Below are 22551 nucleotides of genomic sequence, written 5' to 3'. Positions count from 1 at the left end.
GGGGAGCCGTCGTGCCGCGGGTCTGTTTCACCCTGCAGGTCCGGGCCGACCGGCTCACCGAGTACCGCGAGCGCCACGCCGCGGTCTGGCCGGAGATGCTCCGTGCGCTGCGCGACGCCGGCTGGCGCGACTACCAGCTCTTCCTGCGCCCCGACGGGCTGCTCGTCGGCGTCGTCGAGACCGACGACCTGGCCGCCGCGCAGGCCGCGGTGGACGCCGCGGACGTCAGCTCCCGGTGGGAGGCCGAGATGGCCCCCTTCTTCGAGAGCGGGGACGGCCGCGGCAAGGCCACGCTCGACCTCGTCTTCGACCTCGACGCCCAGCTGCGGGCCGCCGGGGAGCACACCACCACGAACGGAGAGACCCCGTGACCACCGATCTCCGCGGCCAGGCCCTGACCGCGCTCGCTCAGCAGACCATCGAGCTGCCGTCCTGGGCGTTCGGCAACGCCGGCACCCGGTTCAAGGTCTTCAGCACCCCCGGCGTCCCCCGCGACCCGTTCGAGAAGATCAGCGACGCCGCCGTGGTGCACCGCTACACCGGCGCCGCCCCGCGGGTCTCGCTGCACATCCCGTGGGACCTCGTCGAGGACTTCGGCAAGCTCGCGCAGCACGCCACCGACGAGGGCGTCTCGATCGGCGCCATCAACTCGAACCTGTTCCAGGCCGACGAGTACAAGCTCGGCTCGCTCACCCACGCCGACCCGGCCGTGCGGGCCAAGGCCGTGGCCCACCACGTGCAGTGCATCGACGTCATGCGGGCCACCGGGTCGACCGACCTGAAGATCTGGCTGCCCGACGGGACGAACTACCCCGGCCAGGACGACATCCGGGACCGGCAGGAGCGGCTGGCCGAGTCGCTGCAGCAGATCTACGCCGAGCTGGACCCCGAACACCGGCTGATCCTCGAGTACAAGTTCTACGAGCCGTACTTCTACACGATGGACATCCCCGACTGGGGCACCTCGCTGCTGCACTGCCTGGCCCTGGGCGAGCAGGCGAAGGTCGTGCTGGACACCGGCCACCACGCGCCGAACACCAACATCGAGTTCATCGTCGCCCAGCTGCTGCGCGTCGGCCGGCTCGGTGCCTTCGACTTCAACTCCCGCTTCTACGGCGACGACGACCTGATCGTGGGCTCGGCCGACCCGTTCCAGCTCTTCCGGATCATGAACGAGATCGTCCGGGCCGACGCGCTGCGCCCGGACTCCGGCGTCAACTTCATGCTCGACCAGTGCCACAACATCGAGCCGAAGATCCCCGGCCAGATCCGCTCGGTGATGAACGTGCAGGAGGCCACCGCCAAGGCGCTGCTGGTCGACCGCGAGGCGCTGCGGGCCGCCCAGCAGTCCGGTGACGTACTCGGCGCCAACGCCGCGCTGATGGACGCCTACAACACCGACGTCCGCCCGCTGCTCGCCGAGCTGCGCGAGTCGACGGGCCTGCCCGCCGACCCCTACCGGGCCTACGTCGCCTCCGGCCACCAGGAGCAGATCGCCACCGAGCGCGTCGGGGGCCAGCAGGCCTCCTGGGGCGCCTGAACGAGGCAGAAGGCCCCTGCTGCCCCCCACCACTCGCCAGCTCGCGGCGGGCCCCTGCACCAGGGCCGAGCGCCGACAGTCTCCACCGACGCAAAGGAACCCCTCGTGACCAATCCCGTGGTCAGTGACCTGCTCGCCCGCAGCAACCGCCTCGGCGCGGATCCGCGGAACACCAACTACGCCGGTGGCAACACCTCCGCCGCCGGCACGGAGACCGACCCGGTCACCGGGCAGCCCGTCGAGCTGCTCTGGGTGAAGGGCTCCGGCGGCGACCTCGGCACCCTGAAGGAGGCCGGCCTGGCCGTGCTCCGGCTGGACCGGCTGCGCTCGCTCGTCGACGTCTACCCCGGCGTCGACCGTGAGGACGAGATGGTCGCCGCGTTCGACTACTGCCTGCACGGCCGCGGCGGCGCCGCCCCGAGCATCGACACCGCGATGCACGGGCTGGTCCGCGCCGCGCACGTCGACCACCTGCACCCCGACTCCGGCATCGCGCTGGCCACCGCGGCCGACGGCGAGGCGCTGACCCGGAAGTGCTTCGGCGACCGCGTCGTCTGGGTGCCCTGGCGGCGTCCCGGCTTCCAGCTGGGGCTGGACATCGCCGAGATCGCGGAGAAGAACCCGCAGGCCATCGGGGCGGTCCTCGGCGGACACGGGATCACCGCCTGGGCCGACACCAGCGAGCAGTGCGAGGCGAACTCGCTGGAGATCATCCGGACGGCGGAGCAGTTCCTCGCCGAGCGCGGCCGGCCCGAGCCGTTCGGTCCCGTCCTGCCCGGGTTCGAGCCGCTGCCGGAGTCCGAGCGCCGGGCGAGGGCGGCCGCGCTGGCCCCGGTCATCCGCGGCCTGGCCAGCACCGACAAGCCCCAGGTCGGGCACGTCACCGACACCGACGTCGTCCTGGACTTCCTGTCCCGGGCCGAGCACCCGCGGCTCGCCGCGCTGGGCACCTCCTGCCCGGACCACTTCCTGCGCACCAAGGTGCGCCCGCTGGTCGTCGACCTGCCGGCGACGGCGCCGGTCGAGGACGTCGTCGCCCGGCTGAAGGAGCTGCACGAGGCCTACCGCGCCGACTACGCGGCGTACTACGAGCGGCACGCCAGCCCGGACTCCCCGCCGATGCGCGGCGCCGACCCGGCGATCGTGCTGGTGCCCGGGGTCGGCATGTTCAGCTTCGGCGCGAACAAGCAGACCGCCCGGGTCGCCGGTGAGTTCTACGTCAACGCGATCAACGTGATGCGCGGCGCCGAGGCGGTCTCCAGCTACGCGCCGATCGACGAGGCGGAGAAGTTCCGGATCGAGTACTGGGCGCTGGAGGAGGCCAAGCTCGCCCGGATGCCGAAGCCCAAGCCGCTGGCCACCCGGGTCGCGCTGGTCACCGGTGCGGCGAGCGGCATCGGCAAGGCGATCGCCCAGCGGCTGGCCGCCGAGGGCGCCTGCGTCGTCGTCGCCGACCTGGACCTGCAGAAGGCCGCGGACGCGGCCGCCGAGATCGGCTCGGCCGACGTCGCCGTGGGCGTGGCCGCCGACGTGTCCGACGCCGAGGCGGTGGCCGCGGCGTTCCGCGCGGCGGTGCTCGCCTTCGGCGGGGTCGACCTGGTGGTCAACAACGCCGGGCTGTCGATCTCCAAGCCGCTGCTGGAGACCACCGAGGCCGACTGGGACCTGCAGCACGACGTGATGGCCAAGGGCTCGTTCCTGGTCTCCCGCGAGGCGGCCCGGATCATGATCGAGCAGGGGATGGGCGGCGACATCGTCTACATCTCCAGCAAGAACTCGGTGTTCGCCGGCCCGAGCAACATCGCCTACTCCTCGACCAAGGCCGACCAGGCGCACCAGGTGCGGCTACTGGCCGCGGAGCTCGGCGAGCACCAGATCCGGGTCAACGGCATCAACCCCGACGGCGTCGTCCGCGGGTCGGGGATCTTCGCCGGCGGCTGGGGCGCGAAGCGCGCCGCGGTCTACGGGGTGCCGGAGGAGGAGCTGGGCCAGTTCTACGCCCAGCGCACCCTGCTCAAGCGGGAGGTGCTGCCGGACCACGTCGCCGACGCGGTCTTCGCGCTGACCGGCGGCGAGCTCACCCGCACCACCGGCCTGCACGTCCCGGTCGACTCCGGCGTCGCCGCCGCCTTCCTGCGGTGAGCCTGCACGCCGCGGTCGACTTCGGCGCCTCGAGCGGGCGGGTGATGCTGGGCGCGGCCGGCCCCGGCCACCTCCGGCTCACCGAGGCCGCGCGGTTCCGCAATGGCGCGGTGGCGGTGCCGCGGGCGGAGGGCACCGCCCTGTACTGGGACCTGCTCGGCCTGTGGCGGGAGTCCCTGGCCGGGTTGCAGCGGGTCGCCGAGCTGGCCCGGGAGGCGGGGGAGCCGGTGGCCAGCGTGGGCGTGGCCACCTGGGCGGTCGACTACGGCCTGCTGGACGCCGAGGGCACCCTCCTCGCCGCGCCCCGCTCCTACCGGGACCCCCGGACCAACGGGATCGCCGAGCGGGTGCACCAGCAGGTGCCGGCGGCCGAGCTCTACCGGCGCAACGGCCTGCAGCACCTCCCCTTCACGACCCTGTACCAGCTGGTGGCCGAGCGGGAGGAGTCGCTGCTCGCCTCGGCGCGCAGCCTGCTGCTGCTGCCCGACCTGGTCGGCTGGTGGCTGTCCGGGCACCGCGGTGCGGAGGCGACCAACGTCTCCAGCACCGGGCTGGCCGACGTGCACACCGGCCGCTGGGCCCCGGACCTGGTTCGGCTGGCCGGCGTCGACCCGGCGCTGCTGGCGCCGGAGCACGACCCGGGCGCCGTGCTGGCCGGGCTCCGGCCGGCCGTGGTCGAGAGCACCGGGTTGGCCGACGCCCGCCTGGTGGCCGTGGGCAGCCACGACACCGCCTCGGCCGTGGTCGGTGTGCCGGCCACGGACGAGCGCTTCGCCTACGTCGTCTGCGGCACCTGGGGCCTGGTCGGGGTGGAGCTGGAGGAGCCGGTGCTCAGCGAGGAGAGCCTCGCGGCCGGCTTCACCAACGAGCGGGGCGTCGACGACCGGATCCGCTACCTGCACAACGTCATGGGCCTGTGGGTGCTGCAGGGCTGCCTGGCGGACTGGGGGCTGGGTGCCCCGGACCTCCCGGCGCTGCTGGGCGCGGCCGGCGAGCTGCCCGACGGCGGTCCGGTGATCGACGTGGACGACCCGGTCTTCCTGCCGCCCGGCCCGATGGTCCCGCGGGTGCAGCAGGCGTGCGAGGTGGCCGGGCAGCCGGTGCCGGCCGAACGGCCGGCGGTGGCGCGCTGCGTGCTGGACAGCCTGGCCGCGGCGTTCGCCCGGGCGGTCGAGGACGCGGTGCGGCTGTCGGGCCGGGACGTCGACGTGGTCCACGTCGTCGGCGGCGGGGCGCAGAACGCGCTGCTGTGCCAGCTCACCGCCGACGCCTGCGGGCGGCCGGTGCTGGCCGGTCCGGTGGAGGCGACCGCCTTGGGCAACGTGCTGGTGCAGGCCCGCGCTGCGGGCACCGTCACCGGGGCGCTGGAGGACCTGCGCGCGCTGGTGGCGCAGACCTCCGACCTGGTGCGGTACGTCCCCGGCTCGCCCCGCCGGCCGCAGCCCGCGCGGGGCTGACCCCGCTCCACCGGCCCGGTGGAGCGGGGTCGCCGGGTCAGCGCGGTCCGGCTCCCCGCCGGGCTGCGGCCTCGGCCAGCCCGGCCCGGGTGAACGCCAGGGCGTCCCGGGCCAGCCGGACGTTGTCGGTCCACAGGTTGCGCCAGATCGCCAGGTCGTTGGAGAGCGTCCGGTGCACGACCTCGGAGGAGAAGGACTCGAAGGTGACGATCCCCGCGTAGCCCACCTCGTCGAGCGCCCCGAAGAACTCCGGCCACGGGACGGAGCCGGTGCCCAGGGCACCGCGGTGCGACTCGCCGATGTGCACGTACCCCAGCCGGCCGGCGGCCGCCGCCGCCCGCACCGCCTCGGCGAACGAGTGCTCCTCGATGTTCATGTGGTAGGTGTCCAGGTGGGCCATGACGTTGGGCCGGTCGACCGCCGCGATGAAGTCCAGCGTCTCCTGCGTGGTGTTCATGATGTTGGTCTCGTACCGGTTGCAGAACTCCAGGGCCAGCGTGATCCCCGACGCCGCCGCCTTGTCCGCCAGCCAGGCGATGGTCTCCTGGGAGTTCGCCCGGCCGCGCTCGGTGGCCGGGGCGTCGTACTTGCCGAGCTTGGAGTACAGGACCCCGCACAGCGTCGTCCCGCCGCTGTCCCGGAGGACCCCGAGGGCGGCGGCCAGCCGCTCCCGGCCGCGGGCCACCGTCTCCGCGTCCTCGCTGGACACGTCGGTGTCCGCGCTCAGGCCGAGCGAGGCGCTGACCTGGAGTCCGTGCTCCTCCAGCAGCCCGGCCGTCATGTCCCCGTCGAACCCGGTCGGGTCGATCGGGGCGATCTCGATCAGGTCGTACCCGGCCTCGGCGGTGGCGGCGATGGCCTTCCGGGCCTCCTCGGGTGTCCAGCCGCCGGTCCAGACCAGGGCGTGGACGCCGTGGGTCACAGGCATGTGGGTCCTCTCTCCGTGCCCCGGTTCCGGGGTCGTGACTGGGGTGTGGCGGGCGCGGCGGTCACGATGTCCCGCCGTAGCGCCGGACCGCGAAGCCGTTGAGCAGCGCGGCGAAGACCAGGACGAAGCCGAGGGCGAACAGCTGGAACTGGGTGCCCGCGTTGCCCGGGACGGCGAGCAGGATGCCGGCGTTGAGCCACACGATCAGCAGCGTGGCCAGCACCACCCCGGCGACCCGGCCGATGCCGCCGGTGATCGCCACCCCGCCCAGGACGGCGATGGTGATCGCCGGCAGCGCCATGCCGTTGCCGGCCACCCCGGCGTCCGGCCGGGCGGAGGCGAACTGCGCCACGGTGTAGACGGCGACCAGCCCGGACAGCGCCCCGGCGCCGACGTAGGCCAGGAACCGGGTGCGGCGCACGTCGATCCCCGTCCACTCGGCCGCGACGTCGTTGGTGCCGATGGCGTAGAGGCGGCGGCCGTAGGTGGTCCGCGCCACCACCAGCCAGATCACGACCACGGCGGGGATCAGGTAGGTGAAGACCCCGAGCGGGACGGCGGGGAACCCGTCGGGCAGGAAGGGGAGGTCCACCGCCCGGGCCGTGGAGTAGAGCTCCTGGATCGGCCGGGCGTTGATCGGCTGCTGGTCGTTGATCACCAGCGCCAGCGAGCTGAACGCGTAGTAGGTCGCCAGCGTGGTGATCAGCGCCGGGAAGCGCAGGTAGGCGACGAGGAAGCCGTTGAGCGCTCCGCACAGCGCGCCGAAGCCGACGGCCAGCGCCATCGCGGGGGGCAGCGACCAGCCCCACTCGCCGTAGGCCAAGCCGAAGACCATCCCGGTCAGCGACACGATGGCGCCCACGGACAGGTCGATGCCGCCCCGGCCGGAGGTGATGACCAGCAGCTCCGCCAGGCCCAGGAGGACCAGCGGCACCGCGTTGATGAGCGTCGCGGCCATGTAGGAGCTGTCGTACGGAGCGGCGAGGTAGTTGTTCCGGCTCAGCGTCAGCATCGTCACCACCACGGCGACGAGCAGCACCACCAGCAGGGCGATCCGCTGGGTGAGCAGGATCCGCAGCGTCCGGGCCGCGAGGTTCTCGGGGCGGTCCGTGGCGGCGCCCGGCTGCTGCTTCTCCGGGGCCGGGGCGGTGGGCGGGGTGGTCGAGGTGGTCATGACGCGCTCCTCGTGCGCTGCCGGAGCAGGTCGGCCCCGACGGCGATGATGATGAACAGCCCGACGAAGAGGGAGGACAGCTGCGTCGGCCAGCCGAGCTGGGTGACCCCGGTGGCCACGGTCTGCACCAGCAGCGCGCCGAGCACGGTGCCCAGCACCGACCCACGGCCGCCGGTGATCGACGTCCCGCCGATCACCACCGCGGCGATGACCGCCAGTTCCAGCCCGGACCCGACGTTCGCGGCCAGGCTGGAGGTGCCCTGGGCGAGGACGAAGCAGGCCGCGAGGCCGGCGAGCAGGCCGGTGACCACGTACGCCGACAGCACCCGGGCGCGGACCGCGACACCGGCCAGCCGGGCGGCGTTCGCGTCGCCGCCGATGGCGTAGAAGTGCCGCCCGCCCGCGGTATGCCGCAGGTAGTACCAGGCGAGTGCGGCGATCACGATGGTGATGAGGAAGGCGTGCGGGATCCCGAGGGTGCGCCCGGCCTCGCCCCGGCCGAAGAAGGCGAGGGTGCGGGGGATGTCCTCGACGGTCGAGGAGCCGAAGACCTGCAGCCCGATGAAGCGGAACAGGTTCAGCGTGCCGAAGGTGATGATGATCGCGTGCACCCGGCCGTAGGCGATCAGCACGCCGTTGACCAGGCCCAGCACACCGCCGACCGCGACCGACAGCGGCACCGCCAGCACCAGGGGCAGGCCGGTGTCGACCATCGTCTGCGCCGTGACGACCGAGGCGACCATGACGATGCTGCCGACCGAGACGTCGATGCCCCCGGTGATGATCACGATCGTCATGCCGATGCCGATGAGCGCGATCGGCGTGGTCGCGACCAGCAGCGGCACGATCGAGCCGGCGGTGAAGAACGCCGGGGTCGCCAGGCTCAGCACCAGCCACAGCAGCGCGATGACGGCGATGAGGACGGTCTCCTGGCCGGTGACCGGCGAGGGCAGCACCCGGCCACGGACCCCGGTGCCGGGCTCTGCCTTCCCGGCGGCGGAGCTGCCCGCCGGACCGGGTGGGGTGAGCGTCGGGCTGCTCATGCCGGGACTCCTGTCTGCTGGGGCTGCTGCCCGGGGGGCGGTGCCGAGGACTCGTCACCGGCCGCGGCGGTGAGGACGTCGACCTGGTCGGCGTTGGGCCCGAACTCGACGGTCGTGGTGCCGGCGCGGACCACCTGCAGGCGGTCGGCGATCCGGATGGCCTCCAGGAGGTCGGAGGTGACGATCAGCACGGCGGCGCCGTCGTCGGCCAGCTGGGTGATCAGCCGGTGGATCTCCTCCTTGGCCCCGACGTCGACACCCTGGGTGGGCTCGGCGAGCACCAGGACCCGTGGCTTGTCGACCAGCTGCCGGGCCAGGACCACCTTCTGGGCGTTGCCGCCCGACAGCGCCCCGACCGGCGTGCGCTCGCTCGGCGCCTTCACCGCGAGCCGGTCGATCATCGAGCGGGCGACGGTCGTCTCCCGGCGGCGGTCGAGCCACACCCCGAAGCGGGAGAGCAGCCCGAGGTGACCGGCGGAGATGTTGAAGGAGATGGGCTGGAAGGAGAAGAGGCCCTGCTCCTTGCGGTTGGCCGGCAGCAGGGCGATGCCCAGCCGCTGCGCCTCCCGGGGTGATCGCGGGGGGACCTCCTCGCCGTCGACCAGGATGGTGCCGGCCGTGGCCCGGGACATGCCGTAGACGGTGGCGCCGATCTCCGCGACACCGGAGCCGACCAGCCCGTAGAGGGCCAGGATCTCCCCGGCGCGGATCTGCAGGTCGACGTCGTGGAACTGGTCGGTGAGCCCCAGGCCGCGCAGCTCCAGGCGGGGCTCGCCGGGTGGCACCGTCCGCTCGGGGCGGGTGTCCTCGATGGCCCCGCCGACCATCATCTCGACGATCTGGCGGACCGTGAGGTCGTCGATCGGGTGGGTGCCGATCGTCTCCCCGTCGCGCATGACGGTGACCTCGTCGGCGATGACGAACAGCTCGTCCAGCCGGTGCGAGATGTAGATGATCGAGACGCCTCGCTCGGTCAGCCGGCGGACCACGCCGAAGAGCACCTCGACCTCGCGGTCGGTGAGGATCGCCGACGGCTCGTCCAGGATGAGCACCTTCGCGTCACCGGCCAGGGCCTTGGCGATGTAGGCCTGCTGCTTCTCGGCGATCGACAGGTCGCCCGCCGCCACCGTGGCGTACCGGGCCGGCAGGCCGATCAGCTCCAGCAGCTCCGTGACCCGGGCGCTCTGGGCGGCCCAGTCGACGCGTCCGCCCCGGGTGATCTCCCGGCCGAGGAAGACGTTCTCGGCGACGGTGAGCTCGTCGAACAGCTGCGGTTCCTGGTAGACGGTCGCGATCCCCAGGGCCATCGCGTCGGTGGTGGTGGTGATCGACGCGGGCTCACCGTCGAAGGTGATCGAGCCGGAGTCGGGGCGCTCGGCCCCGGCCAGGATCTTGATGAGGGTCGACTTGCCGGCGCCGTTCTCGCCCACCAGGGCGTGCACGGTGCCCGGCTGGACGACCATGTCGGCGTTGCGGATCGCGCGGACGGCGCCGAACCGCTTGGTGACCCCACGCACCTGCAGGCGGGGCGGGGTGGGTCGCTGGTCTGTCATGACCGGGGCCTCCGTGGTCTGTGGACCGGGTGCGCCGGGGAGGGCCGGCGGCCGGCCCTCCCCGGGGTGATCCCGGAGGATCAGTAGTCGAACTCGTCGACGTTCTCGGTGGTCAGCACCAGCGGGTCACCGAGCAGCAGCACCTTCGAGCCGTCGTCGTAGCTGACGCCGGAGATGTCGCCGCCGACCTCGGGGGAGGCGGAGAACTCCTCACCGGCGGCCAGCTGCATCCCCGCCCACGCGGTCAGGTAGCCGAGGTTCTCCACGTCCCACAGAACACTGGCCGAGGACGAGCCGTCGGCCAGGTAGGGCGCCATCGAGTTGGGGGTGCCCAGCCCGACCGTGAAGACCTGGCCGATCCGGCCGGCGTCACGAACGGCCTGTGCCACGCCGGGCGCGGATGAGGTGCACTCCCCGACCAGCCCGGTCAGGGTCGGGTCGGAGTTCATCAGGTCGGTGGCCATCTGGGTCGCCACCGACTGGTCCTCCCCGGCGTAGACGACCTCGGTGATCTCCGCCTCGGGGTATTCCGACGCCGTGTACTCCCGCTGCACCTCGATCCAGGAGTTCAGGTTCTCCGCCGTCTCACCGCAGGAGACGATCGCGTAGCGACCCGAGCCACCCATGGCCTCCATGAGCTGGTCGGTCAGGGTCTGACCGATCCCCTCGTCGGAGGCCTGCTGGACGAACACCTGGCGCACCGAGTTCGGGGCGTCGGTGTCGGTGGTGCCCACGGCGATCCCGGCGTCGGCGGCCTGCTGGAGCAGCGGGGCCATCGAGTCCGGGTCGTTGGGCGCCACGAACAGGACGTCGACGCCCTGCTGGATGAAGGAACGGACGATGTCGGCCTGCCCGGCGGCGTCGGCCTCGACCGGTCCCTGGTACAGCCACTCGCAGCCGAGCTCCTCGCAAGCCTGCTGACCGCCGGTGTTCATGGCCTCGAAGTACGGGATGCCCTGCAGCTTGGGCACGAAGGCCACGGTGGGGGTGTCGTTCCCGCCGCCGCCGCCGCCGCCGTCGCCCCCGTCTCCGCCGCTTGCCGAGCCGCCGCTGCCCTGGCCGCAGCCGGCCAGCACCAGGGAGACCGCGGCGACTCCGGCCGCGAGGGACGTGTACCGGTGTGCTCTCATGCTCACTCCATCGTGAGGCGGGCGTACCCGCGGTGGGCCGCGTCCCGGGTCCGGGAGCGGGTTCCGGGCAGGGCCCGGACGGAACGGGTCGGCCGGTGGCCACCCGGTCGCCGGAGTCGGTCGGCCGGCTCGCCCGGCGTCGCCGGTGGCCGGGTCACGACCGGTCCTCCAGGTCCACGACGTGCACCCGGGTGCCGGCGGCGGAGATCGCCGCTGCGGCTGCGGGGTCCACGCCGGAGTCGGTGTAGACGGCGGTGAGCCGATCGATGGGGACGCACGGGTGGATGGAGAAGCCGCCGAACTTCGACGAGTCCAGCAGGCCGTAGACCTCGCGGCAGGCGCCGGCCAGGTACCGCTTGGCCTGGGCCTCCTCGCCGGCGAGGTCGAGCAGTCCGTGGTGGGCGGTGATGCTGTGGCCACTGAGGAACCCGCGGTCGATCCGGCCACGGCCGGCCAGCACGTCGCCGACCAGGCCGACCAGGGAACGGGCGGAGCGGCGGACCACCCCGCCCGGTAGCAGCACGTTGGCGTCGGTGCGCTCGCAGAGCAGGGTGGCGATCGGCAGGCTGTTGGTGACGACCACCAGGCCCCGCCGGTCCAGCAGCTGGCCGGCCAGGAAGTGGCAGGTCGTCGAGGAGTCCAGGGCGATGACATCGCCGTCGCGCACGAGAGGTGCGACCGCGTCGGCGATGGCCTCCTTCTCCGCCCGGTGCAGCCGGAGCCGGGTGTCGAAGGTGCCCTCGTCGGCGGAGCGTGCGGCGACCGCACCGCCGCGGACCCGCCGCAGGGCGGAGCGCTGCTCGAGCGCCTCGAGGTCCTTGCGGATCGTGACGGCCGAGACGCCGAGCTGGCTGGCGAGCGCGCGGACGACGACCCGGCCGTCCGCCTCGAGCCGGGACAGGATCGCCTCGGACCGGGTGATCTCGTCCACAGCACCTCGTCTCCCGCCGACTGCGTTGTCAGTGGCGCGGGTCTCGATGTGACTCGCGTCGCAGAACTAAGCAGAAGCACAAGCGAGCGACAAAGCACGAAAAGGTAACGAAAGCTGCCGACGAGCCAATCGAAAGCCGACAGGTTGCGAATCGGGGCCGGCGAGCCGCGGGACGGTCACTCTCCGGGCAGGCGGACCCCCCGGACAGGCGGATGCCCGGACGCGGGAGCGCCCCGGACATCAGGCATCCGGGGCAGCGGGCCGTGGGACTGCGGGCCGTGGGACTGCGGGTCGTGGGATCGCAGGTCGTGGGACTGCGGGGTGCGGGTGGCGGAGCACGGGGTTGGGGCACGCGGACACCGGGCAGGGAGCCGCGGTCGGGGTTCGGTGATCCGGAGGGGGCGCCCGGTGGCCCTGCAGGACGTGCTGGTCGGCGACTGGCACACCGCCGCCCGGGCCGCCGTGAAGGTGGTGCTGCTGTTCGCCGTCGCCGTGGTGGCCTTCCGGCTGACCGAGCGGCGGACGCTGGCGGAGTTCGCGCCCTTCGACTGGGTGGCGGCGGTGGCGGTCGGGGCGATCGTCGGGCGCACCGCCACCGCCGGCGACACCTCGTGGCTGACCGGGACCGTAGCGCTGGTGGCGCTGCTGCTGGTGCACTCCGCGCTCGCCCGCCTGCGGTTCCTCGCCCCGGTCCGCCGGATGGTCGACCCGCCACTGCGCGTGCTCGTGCGCGACGGCCGGGTCGAGCGGGGGAACCTGAGGCGGTGCGGGCTCGTCGAGGCCGACCTCGACGGCATCCTGCGCCAGCAGGGCGGCCTCGCCCTCGCCGACGTCCACCTGGCGATCTTCGAGTCCAAGGGCTCGGTGTCGGCGGTCCCCCGGCGGGCGCCGGGTCCCTGAGGCTCAGTCGGCGGTGAGCAGGTGGTTGGACTCGACGGCGGCGGTGGCCAGGGTCTTGTAGCCCTCCTGGTCGAACAGCACCGTCAGCCGGTCCGGCTCCACGGACATCACGACGCCGTGCCCCCACTCCGGGTGCCGGACGCCGCTGTTCACCGGGAACGGGGCGTGGTCGACCGCGTGCTCCTGCGCGGTGCCGGCCTCGCAGGTGTCGCAGTTGCCGCACGGGTGCGGGAGCTGCTCGCCGAAGTAGCCGAGCAGGAACTGCCGCCGGCACCCGGTGGTCTCGGCGTAGCCGCGCACCATCTCGATCCGGGAGCGGATCAGCCGCTGGTGGGTCTCGGACACCTCGACGGCCTCCTGCACCGCCTCGCGCGGGCCGACGTCGGGGTCCAGGTACTCCAGCCGGCCGTCGTCGGTGGTGCCGACCGCGCCGGCCTGCTCCAGCAGGTTGACCGCGCGGGTGCGCTTGGCCGCCGGGGCGTCGACGTCGTCGGCGAGCTCGGCGGTGCGCACCGGCCCCTCGTGGTGGTCGAGGGACTCCGCCACCTCCGCCAGCACCTCCTCGGGGGCGCGGCTGGCGGTGAGGAAGGTCTGCAGGTGGAGGTCCTCGGGGCGGTGGAAGAGGTACACCTCCGCCGGCTCGCCGTCCCGGCCGGCCCGCCCGATCTGCTGGTAGTAGGAGTCCAGCGACTCCGGCGCCGAGGCGTGCACGACGAAGCGGACGTCGGGCTTGTCGATGCCCATGCCGAACGCCGAGGTGGCGACCACGACGTCCACCTCGCCGCCGAGGAACGCCGCGTGCACCCGGCTGCGGTCGGCCGCCTTCATCCCCGCGTGGTAGGCCGCGACCCGGTGGCCCAGCTGGGCGAGCTCGTCGGCGTAGTACTCGGCGTCCTTGCGGCTGGCGACGTAGACCAGCCCGCCCCGGGTGGCCGGGTCGGACATCAGCCCGCCGACCCGCACCACCACCGCCGACCGCTTGCGCCGGTCGTCGCTCTCCCGCTCCACGGCCAGCCGCAGGTTCGGCCGGTCGAAGCTGGCGACCACCTCCGCGGCGTCCCGCAGGCCCAGCCGGGTGACGATGTCCTTGCGCACCGGCAGCGCCGCGGTCGCGGTGAGGGCCAGCACCGGGGGGTGCCCGAGCCGCTCGATCGCCGCGCCCAGCCGCAGGTAGTCCGGCCGGAAGTCGTGGCCCCAGGCAGAGACGCAGTGCGCCTCGTCGACGACGAAGAAGCTGACGCCCAACTCGGCCAGCTCGTCGAGGACGTCGTCCTTGGCCAGCTGCTCGGGGGAGAGGAACAGGTACTCCGCCTCGCCCTCCCGGACGGCGTCCCAGGCGTGCCGGGTCTCCCCGGCCCGCTGCGCGGAGTTCACCGCCACCGCCTCGGGGGCACGCGACTCCTCGATGCCCTCCATCTGGTCACGTTGCAGGGCGAGCAGCGGTGAGACGACGAGCGTCGGGCCGTCCATCAGCAACGCCGGCACCTGGTAGATCGCCGACTTCCCGGCGCCGGTGGGGAGCACCGCGAGGACGTCGCGGCCGGCCATCACCTGCTCCATGGCCTTGAGCTGCTCGGGGTGCAGCTCGGTCCAGCCGAAACTGTCGGCGGCGGTCTGCTGCAGGGCTTGGCGGGTGTCCGGCACCGATGGCAGCTACCCACGCTCCGGGCCGCCGCAACCGTCGGGTCGATCGCCTTGACCTTGGAGCCGACTCCGAGGTCTACGGTCCGGCCATGACGACGACCGAGGCCGGCAACAACGGGGCCCGCGCGCTGCGCGTCGCCGAGCTCGCGGCGGCCGCGGGGGTCTCCGGCGACACGGTCCGCTACTACGAGCGGGTCGGGCTGCTGCGCCCGCCCGCCCGGACCGCGGCGGGCTACCGGAGCTACCCGCGCGAGGAGCTGGACCGGCTCCGCTTCGTCCAGGGCGCACAGCGCCTGGGGCTGCGACTGGCCGACATCCGCGAGCTGCTGGCCGTGCGGGACACCGGCTCGTGCGCCTGCGAACCGGCGGAGCAGTTGCTGCGCCGCCGGCTCGCCGAGCTCGACGCCGAGCTCGACCGGCTCACCCGGCTGCGTGCGGAGATGGTCGCCATGGCCGAGGCGCTGCCGGCCGACGACTGCCCGCCGCCGAGCCCCGGCACCTGGTGCCCGAGCCAGGAGGGAGGTGACCCGACGTGCTGCGACTGAGCTGCGACTGCGCCGACCAGAACTGCTCCTGCGACTGCTGAGCCGCACGGCGCGCTGGCTGCCACCGGACCCGGGCCGGTGGCAGCTCGGCGGCCGCCGCGCCGGGGACGCCCAGCCGCTCCCGTGCCGGTCAGCGCAGCGGGATCTCCACCCCGCGCTCGGCGTCCGTGCGCGGGCCGGTCCAGCGGCGGTCGTCGGCGCTGATCGGGACGTCGTTGATGCTCGCCTCCCGGCGGCGCATCAGCCCGTGCGCGTCGAACTCCCAGTTCTCGTTGCCGTGGCTGCGCCACCACTGCCCGGACGCGTCGTGCCACTCGTACTGGAAGCGGACCGCGATCCGGTCGTCGGTGAACGCCCACAGCGACTTGCGCAGCACGTAGTCCAGCTCGCGCTCCCACTTCGCGGTGAGGAAGTCGACGATCTCCGCGCGGCCGGTGAGGAAGGTGTCCCGGTTCCGCCACTCCGAGTCCTCGGTGTAGGCCAGCGACACCGGTTCCGGGTCCCGGGAGTTCCACGCGTCCTCGGCGGCCTGCACCTTCTGCAGCGCGGTCTCCCGCGTGAACGGCGGCAGGGGTGGGCGATCGGACACGGGCGCTCCAGCTGGTCGGGGGTCGGGCGGCTCGCCCCATCGTGGCCGACGGCCGGGCGGCTCACCAGCGGTCGGCGCCGGCCACGGCGGTCAGTGCCCGGTCGACCGGTGGGGAACGGCGCACCGGCACCTGGCGCCCAGCCAGTCGAGCGACCGCCAGGTGGTCCAGCAGCAGCTCGAGCCCGGACGGCGACAGCGCGGTCACCGAGCCCGCGTCGATCGCGTCCACCCGCGCCGGCTCCCGTCCGTAGCGGTCGACGTACGCGGTCACGGCGGCGACGTCGACCTGCCCGGCCAGGCACAGCAGCCGCCCGCCGGAGGTTCAGCAGGCGCACCACGCCCCGGACGCCGGTGGGCCTCCCGGTGCGCTCACGCGCTGGCCTGGTGCCGCTCGCCGTCCCCGGTGCGTCGCACCATGGTCAGCACCGCGTCAGCGACGACGTCCGGGTGGGTGAGCGGGAGCATGTGCGCCCCGTCGGGGACCTCGACCAGCTCCGCCCGCGCGATCCGCTCGACCAGCCGTTCGGCGTCGGCGCCGGAGACCTCGCTGTCGTGGGTCCCGTGCACCACCGTCACCGGCACCGACACCGCGGGGGCCAGGCTCTGCCCGTCGTGCGCCAGGCTGGCCAGCGCGGTCCGCGCCAGCGCCCGCGTGCGGGTGCGGAGGAAGTCCTCCCGGACCCGGGCCACGAGGTGGTCCGGTGCGCCCGGGGCGAAGGCGTACCAGCGGGTCAGCCGGGCGGTGCCCCAGCGCCACGGCCGGAGCGCGTGGCCCAGGCCGATGGCCGCCACCACGACGGCGAGCCACCAGCCCCGCGCCACCCGGGCCAGCGGGCCGCGTGCACCGGCGGTCGGGAGGCCCGGGAGCTTGACCGCGGAGCCGCCCGAGCCGGCGAAGACGATGCCGGACAGTGCGCCGTCCCCGGCGTTGGCGACGTGCTCCAGCACGATCGCACCGCCGAGGCTGTGCACGAGGGCGGTGGCCCGCTCACCCTCGGACCGGACCCGGTCGAGCACCGCGCCCAGGTCGGCGGCGTGGGTGGCCAGTCCGTAGGACCCGTCGCGGGCCGCCCCGCTGTCGCCGTGCCCGCGCAGGTCGTAGGCGACCACCCTGCAGGCGCCGGCCAGGCGCTCGGGCACGTCACCCCAGGAGCTGGTCGACATCCCCATCCCGTGCACCAGCACGACCAGGGGAGCGCCCACGGGGCCCCAGGCGGTCACGGCCAGGCGGGTTCCGTCGGGGGACACGACGTCGGTCGGGCGGGTCTCCTCGGGGAGCATCCACGGGCGTTGCCCGTCGCCGCGGGAGGTCAATCCTCCGCGCGGAACGCCCGGCCCCCGGCGGACGCCCCGGCGGGCCGGCCCTCGCCCACCGACTAGGTTGAGCCCGACGAAACGCAGTGCAGGCGGCGATCGGCGAGGTGGGGCACGTGGGCAGGTCGGTGCTGGTGACCGGCGGCAACCGGGGGATCGGGCTGGCCATTGCCCGCTCCTTCGCCGAGCAGGGCGACTCGGTGGCCATCACCCACCGCGGCAGCGGCGCGCCCGAGGGGCTGTTCGGCGTGGAGTGCGACGTCACCGACGCGGCCGCGGTCGACCGCGCGTTCACCGAGGTGGAGGAGCACCAGGGGCCGGTCGAGGTGCTGGTCAGCAACGCCGGCATCACCCGCGACGGGCTGCTGCTGCGGATGGGCGAGGAGCAGTTCACCGACGTCCTCGACGCGAACCTGACCGCGGCCTACCGGGTGGCCAAGCGCGCGGCGTCGAAGATGGTGCGCGCCCGCACCGGCCGGATGGTCTTCATCAGCTCCGTGGTGGGCCTCTCCGGCTCGGCCGGGCAGGTGAACTACGCGGCGAGCAAGTCCGGGCTGGTCGGGCTGGCCCGCTCGATCGCCCGGGAGCTGGGCAGCCGCAACATCACCGCGAACGTGGTGGCGCCGGGCTTCGTCGCCACCGACATGACCGCGGAGCTGCCCGAGCAGCGGCAGCAGGAGATCCTCGGGCAGGTGCCGCTGGGCCGCTACGCGCAGGCAGACGAGATCGCCGGCGTCGTGCGGTTCCTGGCGAGCGAGCAGGCTGGGTACATCACCGGGGCGGTCGTCCCGGTCGACGGCGGACTGGGGATGGGGCACTGATGGGCATTCTGGACGGCAAGAAGATCCTGATCGCCGGCGTGCTGACGGAGGCGTCGATCGCCTTCTCCGCGGCGCGGATCGCGCAGGAGCAGGGCGCCACCGTCGTCCTGTCCAACTTCGGCCGGGCGTTCTCGCTGTGCCAGCGGATCGCCAAGCGGCTGCCGCAGGAGGCGCCGGTCGTCGAGCTGGACGTCACCGACACCGAGCACCTGTCGACGCTGGCCGACCGGCTGCGCGAGCACCTGGGCGGCGACGACGCGCGCCTGGACGGCGTCGTCCACTCGATCGGCTTCGCGCCGCAGGAGGCGATGGGGGAGGGCTTCCCCGAGGTCGGCTGGGAGCACGCGGCCACCGCCTTCCAGGTCTCGGCCTGGTCGCTGGCGTCGCTGACCCAGGCCTGCCGGCCGCTGTTCGGCGAGACCGCGTCGGTCGTCGGCCTGACCTTCGACGCGACCGTCGCCTGGCCGGTCTACGGCTGGATGGGTGCAGCCAAGGCCGCCCTGGAGTCGACCTCCCGGTACCTCGCCCGCGAGCTCGGGCCCGAGGGCGTGCGGGTGAACCTGGTCGCCGCCGGCCCGCTGCGCACCATGGCGATGAAGTCGATCCCGGGCAGCAACCAGTTTGAGGAGGCGTGGGAGCAGCGCGCCCCGCTGGGCTGGTCGGTCACCGACACCGACCCCGCGGGCAAGGCCGTCGCCGCCCTGCTCTCGGACTGGTTCCCGGCCACCACCGGGGAGATCGTGCACGTGGACGGCGGGTTCCATGCCGTCGGTGTCTGACCTCTCCCGCCCGGCGCACCCGATGCCGGAGGGGGCGTCGATCACCCCGGCCGGCCAGCAGCCGAACGAGGAGCCCTCGCTCGCCGTGCGCAACAACGGCGGGGTCGCCCCGTCGGCGGAGCCCGCGCCGGCCGGCCGCCGCGAGGCGCTGCTGGTGCTGGGCTTCGGTGGCCCGGAGGGGCCCGCGGACGTCATGCCGTTCCTGGAGAACGTGACCCGGGGGCGCGGCATCCCGCGGGAGCGGCTGGAGGCCGTCGCCGAGCACTACCACCACTTCGGTGGGGTCAGCCCGATCAACGACCAGAACGAGGCGCTGATCGCGGCCCTGGAGGCCGAGTTCGAGGCGGCCGGCCTCGACCTGCCGGTGTACTGGGGCAACCGCAACTGGGCGCCCTACGTCGAGGACGCCTGGCGGCAGATGGCCGAGGACGGCATCGAGCACGCCTACGTCCTGGCGACGTCGGCCTACGCGTCGTTCTCCGGCTGCCGGCAGTACCACGAGGACGTCGCCCGGGCCCGGGTCGCGCTGGAGTCGGACCCGGCGGCGCCGGCCGGCCCCACCGCGGAGAAGTTGCCGCACTACTTCGACGCCCCGGGCTTCGTGCAGGCCAACGCCGACGCGCTGACCGCCGCGCTGGCGCAGCTGCCGGCCGACCTGCGCGACGGTGCCCGGCTGGTGGCCACCGCGCACAGCATCCCGAACGCGATGGCCGACGTCGCCGGGCCGCAGGGGCACGCCTACGAGGCCGAGCTGCAGCGCGCCGCCCAGCTGGTCGTCGACGCCGCCGCGCCGGGCCGCCCGTTCGACCTGGTCTGGCAGAGCCGCAGCGGCCCGCCGTCGGTGCCGTGGCTGGAGCCCGACGTCAACGACCACCTGCGGGCGCTGGCGGAGGACGGGGAGCGGGCCGTCGTCGTCTTCCCGGTGGGCTTCATCAGCGACCACCTCGAGGTCATCTGGGACCTGGACAACGAGGCGAAGGAGACGGCCGAGGAGCTCGGTCTCGCCTTCGCCCGCGCGGCGACGGCGGGCACGCACCCGGCGTTCGTCCGCTCGCTGCGCGAGCTGCTCGAGGAACGCCGCGCCGGGGGCGAGCCGCGGCTGGGCACCAACTGCCCGGCGTTCTGCTGCTATGTCCAACGTCGTCCTACCGGACGACCCCACGACCAGGAGCCGTCCCCCAGCTGAGTTGAGCCGTTGCCCGCCCGGCATCGCGGAGGCCTCCGGCCCCCACTCGCCGGGCGGAGCGGCTCCGCCGCGCCGGGGTCACCTTGCAGGCTCCGGTGTCGCGCTCAGTCCCTCGGCACCCAGTTGTAGGCGGCGACGGTCGCCTCGCGGACGGCGGTGGCCAGCGGACGCAGCGCCTCGTCCCGGGCGGTCGCCTGGGCGTGGGTGACCGCGGCCCCGGGTGCGTCGGCCATCGCCAGGTCGAGCACCTGCCGCAGCCGCTGGGCCCGGCCGAGCACCGAGACCGCCAGCGGGTCGTGGTCGTCGGGCAACCCGGGCGCGCGCACGCCCTTCGCCAGCCCCGCCAGCAGCGACGGGACCTCCGGGTGCCAGCGGGCCAGGTCGAGGGAGGCCAGCGTGCGCGCCGCGTCCCCGACGGCGAGGTCCAGGGCCCCGGAGGCCGCCCGCAGCGTCCCCTCGGCGGCGGGCGCGGCCGGGGGAGCGCCGTCCAGCGGCACCACCGTCCAGGCGACCATCTCCGTGCCCAGCTCCTCGGGCACCAACGCCACCTGCCCGCCGACCGCGACCTGCCCCGACTCCAGCGCGAGAGCCGTCAACGCGGGGACGGCGGGCACCCCGCGGGTGTCGCCGGGGGCCGGGAGCACCAGGCGCAGCCGCGCCTCGTCGAGACCCCGCAGCGCGCTCAGCGCCCAGCCGAGCGGTACGGCCTCGTCGGTGCCGGGCATCCCGACGACCCGGTGGGCGGTGTCCCCGGTGACGGCGTCGAGCGCCTCGTCGTAGGAGGAGCGGCCGGTGAGCCAGGCGGTGGCCCAGACGGCGAGACGGCCGGCGGCGAGATCGTGCACGGTGACCGAGGCTACGACGACGCCGGACGGTGCTGCCCGGGCGGGCGGCACGCGGGGCGCAGCGATCGGCCGGGCGCGCCAGCGCGTGCCAGACTCGGGGTGTGCCCGCCTGGCTGCTCTGGTTGATCGCCTCAGGCCTGTTCGCGGCCGGTGAGGTCGCCAGCCTGGACCTGGTGCTGCTCATGTTCGCCGGCGGCGCCCTCGGTGGGATGACCGTCGCCCTGCTGGGCGGGGCGGTGTGGCTGCAGCTGCTCGCGTTCGTCGTCGTCGCCGCGGGTCTGCTCGTGGTGGTCCGCCCGATCGCCAAGCGGCACCTGGTCGACCGCACCCCCGAGCAGATCGACGGGGTCGCGACCTACGTCGGCCGCGAGGCCGTGGTCAGCCGGCGCGTCGACAACACCGACGGCCGCATCCGGCTCGGTGACGACGAGTGGACGGCCCGCACCCAGCTGGACGGCGAGGCCTACGAGGTCGGCGCCGCGGTGCGCATCGTGCAGATCGAGGGGCCGATCGCCTACGTCAGCCACCTGTGACCGGGTACCGGCACTGGCCGGTCCGGGCTGCGATCGGGTGACACCGCGCGCGGGGAGGTGACGCGGTGCTGCCCCGGAGGGCAGGATCAGCGGGACGCACCGCCTCCTAGGAACGGAGCACCACCCGCGTGGATGCCGCCCTGATCGCCCTGATCGTGATCGCCGTGCTCGTGGTCTTCGTGCTGGCGAGGAGCGTGACGATCGTCCCCCAGGCCCAGGCCAAGGTGGTCGAGCGTCTCGGTCGCTACAGCCGCACCCTGTCGCCGGGCCTGGCCCTCCTCGTCCCGTTCGTCGACCGGGTGCGCGCCACGATCGACCTGCGAGAGCAGGTCATCTCCTTCCCGCCGCAGCCGGTGATCACCGCCGACAACCTGCAGGTGGGCATCGACACCGTCGTCTACTTCCAGGTCACCGACCCGCGGCTGGCGGTGTACGGGATCGCGAACTACATCACCGGCATGGAGCAGCTGACCACCACGACCCTGCGCAACGTCGTCGGCGGGCTGAACCTCGAGGGCGCGCTCACCGGCCGGGACGGCATCAACTCCCAGCTGCGCAGCGTGCTCGACGGCACCACCGGCCCCTGGGGCCTGCGGGTGGCCCGGGTGGAGATCAAGGCGATCGACCCGCCGCCGTCGATCCAGGACTCCATGGAGAAGCAGATGCGCGCCGACCGCGACAAGCGCGCGGTCATCCTCACCGCCGAGGGGCAGCGGCAGTCGGCGATCACCACCGCCGAGGGCCAGAAGGCCGCCTCGATCCTGTCGGCGGAGGGCAAGAAGCAGGCGGCCATCCTGGACGCCGAGGCCGAGCGGCAGAGCCGCATCCTGCGCGCCGAGGGTGAGCGCGCCGCGCTGTTCCTGCAGGCGCAGGGGCAGGCCAAGTCGATCGAGACGGTCTTCCAGGCCATCCACGACGGCAAGCCCGACCAGGGGCTGCTGGCCTACCAGTACCTGCAGACCCTGCCGAAGATCGCCCAGGGCGACGCGAACAAGATGTGGATCGTCCCCAGCGAGTTCAGCAAGGCGCTGGAGGGCCTGTCCAAGCTGGGCGGTGGCGACGACGGCGAGCAGTCGCGCAGCTGGCTCGACGTCGACGCGTCGTCCGGCGGGCAGGGGGCGGGTGCGACCCAGCCACCGGCGTCCTCCCTGGACACCAGCAACTGGTTCGACTCGAACCTGCCGCCGGCGGCCGAGCAGCCCGAGGCCAAGATCTCGCTGTCCAGCATCGCCGACCAGCCGGCGGAGACGACGCCGCAGATCCCCACCCCGCCGCCGCTGGCGCAGGTGAAGCAGGACGTGCAGGAGAGCGGCCCGGCCGCCGACCCGCGCAACCGACCTGCGGACGACGACCCGGCGCAGCTCCCGCCGTCCTGATGCGCTGAACGCCGGGGGGGGGGGGGGGGGGGGGGGGGGGGGGGGGGGGGGGGGGGGGGGGGGGGGGGGGGGGGGGGGGGGGGGGGGGGGGGGGGGGGGGGGGGGGGGGGGGGGGGGGGGG

The 22551-nt window shown here is 73.9% G+C and carries 22 protein-coding genes; 11 read left to right on the top strand and 11 right to left on the bottom strand.

The genetic code is table 11. The features are described 5' to 3' along the window. The first annotated feature begins 11 nt into the window (after positions 1-11). The 4 genes from ACI783_RS06965 to ACI783_RS06950 all read left to right on the top strand — a co-directional run bounded on the left by ACI783_RS06965 (position 12) and on the right by ACI783_RS06950 (position 5139). Complete coding sequence (locus ACI783_RS06965; RefSeq protein WP_457139770.1) at positions 12-371, top strand: L-rhamnose mutarotase; 360 nt, start codon at positions 12-14, stop codon at positions 369-371. Then, positions 368-1540 (top strand): L-rhamnose isomerase, encoded by a 1173-nt coding sequence (rhaI, locus tag ACI783_RS06960; protein WP_457139769.1) that lies wholly within the window; start codon positions 368-370, stop codon positions 1538-1540. Before ACI783_RS06965 ends, rhaI begins: the two co-directional genes overlap by 4 nt. Positions 1541-1645: 105 nt before the next feature. Beyond that, a complete protein-coding gene (locus tag ACI783_RS06955) occupies positions 1646-3682 on the top strand; it encodes a bifunctional aldolase/short-chain dehydrogenase (RefSeq protein ID WP_457139768.1) in 2037 nt (678 codons plus the stop codon). After that, positions 3679-5139 carry a rhamnulokinase gene (locus ACI783_RS06950; protein WP_457139767.1) on the top strand — a complete coding sequence of 487 codons (1461 nt, stop codon included), beginning with the start codon at positions 3679-3681 and terminating at the stop codon, positions 5137-5139. Before ACI783_RS06955 ends, ACI783_RS06950 begins: the two co-directional genes overlap by 4 nt. A gap of 37 nt (positions 5140-5176) precedes the next feature. Here the strand turns inward: ACI783_RS06950 and ACI783_RS06945 are convergent, their stop codons facing one another. The 6 genes from ACI783_RS06945 to ACI783_RS06920 form a co-directional block, all read right to left on the bottom strand. Continuing rightward, complete coding sequence (locus tag ACI783_RS06945) at positions 5177-6067, bottom strand: sugar phosphate isomerase/epimerase family protein (protein WP_457139766.1); 891 nt, start codon at positions 6065-6067, stop codon at positions 5177-5179. Between the two features lie 61 nt (positions 6068-6128). Next, positions 6129-7241: an ABC transporter permease gene (locus ACI783_RS06940; protein WP_457139765.1), complete on the bottom strand. Its 1113-nt coding sequence runs from the start codon at positions 7239-7241 to the stop codon at positions 6129-6131. Next, on the bottom strand, positions 7238-8284 hold the full coding sequence (locus ACI783_RS06935; RefSeq protein WP_457139764.1) for an ABC transporter permease: 1047 nt from the start codon (positions 8282-8284) through the stop codon (positions 7238-7240). The genes ACI783_RS06940 and ACI783_RS06935 overlap by 4 nt, the downstream gene beginning before the upstream one ends. Beyond that, positions 8281-9837: a sugar ABC transporter ATP-binding protein gene (locus ACI783_RS06930; protein ID WP_457139763.1), complete on the bottom strand. Its 1557-nt coding sequence runs from the start codon at positions 9835-9837 to the stop codon at positions 8281-8283. The genes ACI783_RS06935 and ACI783_RS06930 overlap by 4 nt, the downstream gene beginning before the upstream one ends. A gap of 80 nt (positions 9838-9917) precedes the next feature. Further along, entirely contained in the window at positions 9918-10967 is a 1050-nt protein-coding gene (locus ACI783_RS06925) for an autoinducer 2 ABC transporter substrate-binding protein (protein ID WP_457139762.1), read from the bottom strand. A gap of 154 nt (positions 10968-11121) precedes the next feature. Continuing rightward, a complete protein-coding gene (locus ACI783_RS06920; protein ID WP_457139761.1) occupies positions 11122-11898 on the bottom strand; it encodes a DeoR/GlpR family DNA-binding transcription regulator in 777 nt (258 codons plus the stop codon). A gap of 408 nt (positions 11899-12306) precedes the next feature. Here ACI783_RS06920 and ACI783_RS06915 point away from each other — a divergent pair, with 408 nt between their 5' ends. Continuing rightward, positions 12307-12798: a YetF domain-containing protein gene (locus ACI783_RS06915; RefSeq protein ID WP_457139760.1), complete on the top strand. Its 492-nt coding sequence runs from the start codon at positions 12307-12309 to the stop codon at positions 12796-12798. Between the two features lie 3 nt (positions 12799-12801). On the opposite strand, the gene ACI783_RS06910 is transcribed toward ACI783_RS06915, so the two are convergent. After that, entirely contained in the window at positions 12802-14442 is a 1641-nt protein-coding gene (locus ACI783_RS06910) for a RecQ family ATP-dependent DNA helicase (protein WP_457139759.1), read from the bottom strand. Positions 14443-14531: 89 nt separating this feature from the next. Here ACI783_RS06910 and ACI783_RS06905 point away from each other — a divergent pair, with 89 nt between their 5' ends. Continuing rightward, the gene (locus ACI783_RS06905) at positions 14532-14987 is read left to right on the top strand and encodes a heavy metal-responsive transcriptional regulator (RefSeq protein ID WP_457139758.1); all 456 of its coding nucleotides are present in this window, start codon (positions 14532-14534) and stop codon (positions 14985-14987) included. Between the two features lie 130 nt (positions 14988-15117). Here ACI783_RS06905 and ACI783_RS06900 read toward each other — a convergent pair whose 3' ends face one another. From ACI783_RS06900 to ACI783_RS06890, 3 genes are all read right to left on the bottom strand, one after another. Beyond that, positions 15118-15576, bottom strand: a complete 459-nt coding sequence (locus tag ACI783_RS06900) for a nuclear transport factor 2 family protein (protein ID WP_457139757.1) — start codon at positions 15574-15576, stop codon at positions 15118-15120. Between the two features lie 61 nt (positions 15577-15637). Next, the gene (locus ACI783_RS06895) at positions 15638-15847 is read right to left on the bottom strand and encodes a hypothetical protein (protein WP_457139756.1); all 210 of its coding nucleotides are present in this window, start codon (positions 15845-15847) and stop codon (positions 15638-15640) included. 98 nt (positions 15848-15945) lie between these two features. Next, entirely contained in the window at positions 15946-16779 is an 834-nt protein-coding gene (locus tag ACI783_RS06890; RefSeq protein WP_457139755.1) for an alpha/beta fold hydrolase, read from the bottom strand. Positions 16780-17006: 227 nt separating this feature from the next. Here ACI783_RS06890 and fabG point away from each other — a divergent pair, with 227 nt between their 5' ends. Genes fabG through ACI783_RS06875 form a run of 3 tightly spaced genes read left to right on the top strand, consistent with a single transcriptional unit; the run spans position 17007 to position 19676 of the window. Then, a complete protein-coding gene (gene fabG / locus ACI783_RS06885; protein WP_457139754.1) occupies positions 17007-17711 on the top strand; it encodes a 3-oxoacyl-ACP reductase FabG in 705 nt (234 codons plus the stop codon). Continuing rightward, the gene (gene fabI, locus ACI783_RS06880; RefSeq protein WP_457082751.1) at positions 17711-18490 is read left to right on the top strand and encodes an enoyl-ACP reductase FabI; all 780 of its coding nucleotides are present in this window, start codon (positions 17711-17713) and stop codon (positions 18488-18490) included. Before fabG ends, fabI begins: the two co-directional genes overlap by 1 nt. Then, on the top strand, positions 18483-19676 hold the full coding sequence (locus ACI783_RS06875) for a ferrochelatase (RefSeq protein WP_457139753.1): 1194 nt from the start codon (positions 18483-18485) through the stop codon (positions 19674-19676). Before fabI ends, ACI783_RS06875 begins: the two co-directional genes overlap by 8 nt. Before the next feature lie 104 nt (positions 19677-19780). Here ACI783_RS06875 and ACI783_RS06870 read toward each other — a convergent pair whose 3' ends face one another. Further along, positions 19781-20521: a hypothetical protein gene (locus ACI783_RS06870; protein WP_457139752.1), complete on the bottom strand. Its 741-nt coding sequence runs from the start codon at positions 20519-20521 to the stop codon at positions 19781-19783. A gap of 101 nt (positions 20522-20622) precedes the next feature. On the opposite strand from ACI783_RS06870, the gene ACI783_RS06865 reads away from it, so the two are divergent. Both ACI783_RS06865 and ACI783_RS06860 read left to right on the top strand, forming a co-directional pair. Continuing rightward, positions 20623-21054: an NfeD family protein gene (locus ACI783_RS06865; RefSeq protein ID WP_457139751.1), complete on the top strand. Its 432-nt coding sequence runs from the start codon at positions 20623-20625 to the stop codon at positions 21052-21054. 128 nt (positions 21055-21182) lie between these two features. Beyond that, positions 21183-22430 (top strand): SPFH domain-containing protein, encoded by a 1248-nt coding sequence (locus tag ACI783_RS06860; protein ID WP_457139750.1) that lies wholly within the window; start codon positions 21183-21185, stop codon positions 22428-22430. The last annotated feature ends 121 nt before the right edge of the window (positions 22431-22551 follow it).

This window comes from Modestobacter sp. SYSU DS0511 (assembly GCF_054050755.1).
Note: the sequence above shows the minus strand (reverse complement) of the source record. Positions and strands in the feature narration are given on the sequence as shown.

What these genes read in the sequence shown, in the direction of transcription:
- ACI783_RS06905 (WP_457139758.1), top strand. Translation starts at nt 14,532, where the DNA reads ATGACGACGACCGAGGCCGGCAACAACGGGGCCCGCGCGCTGCGCGTC.
- ACI783_RS06930 (WP_457139763.1), bottom strand. Translation starts at nt 9,837, where the DNA reads ATGACAGACCAGCGACCCACCCCGCCCCGCCTGCAGGTGCGTGGGGTC.
- ACI783_RS06935 (WP_457139764.1), bottom strand. Translation starts at nt 8,284, where the DNA reads ATGAGCAGCCCGACGCTCACCCCACCCGGTCCGGCGGGCAGCTCCGCC.
- fabI (WP_457082751.1), top strand. Translation starts at nt 17,711, where the DNA reads ATGGGCATTCTGGACGGCAAGAAGATCCTGATCGCCGGCGTGCTGACG.
- ACI783_RS06945 (WP_457139766.1), bottom strand. Translation starts at nt 6,067, where the DNA reads ATGCCTGTGACCCACGGCGTCCACGCCCTGGTCTGGACCGGCGGCTGG.
- ACI783_RS06925 (WP_457139762.1), bottom strand. Translation starts at nt 10,967, where the DNA reads ATGAGAGCACACCGGTACACGTCCCTCGCGGCCGGAGTCGCCGCGGTC.
- ACI783_RS06940 (WP_457139765.1), bottom strand. Translation starts at nt 7,241, where the DNA reads ATGACCACCTCGACCACCCCGCCCACCGCCCCGGCCCCGGAGAAGCAG.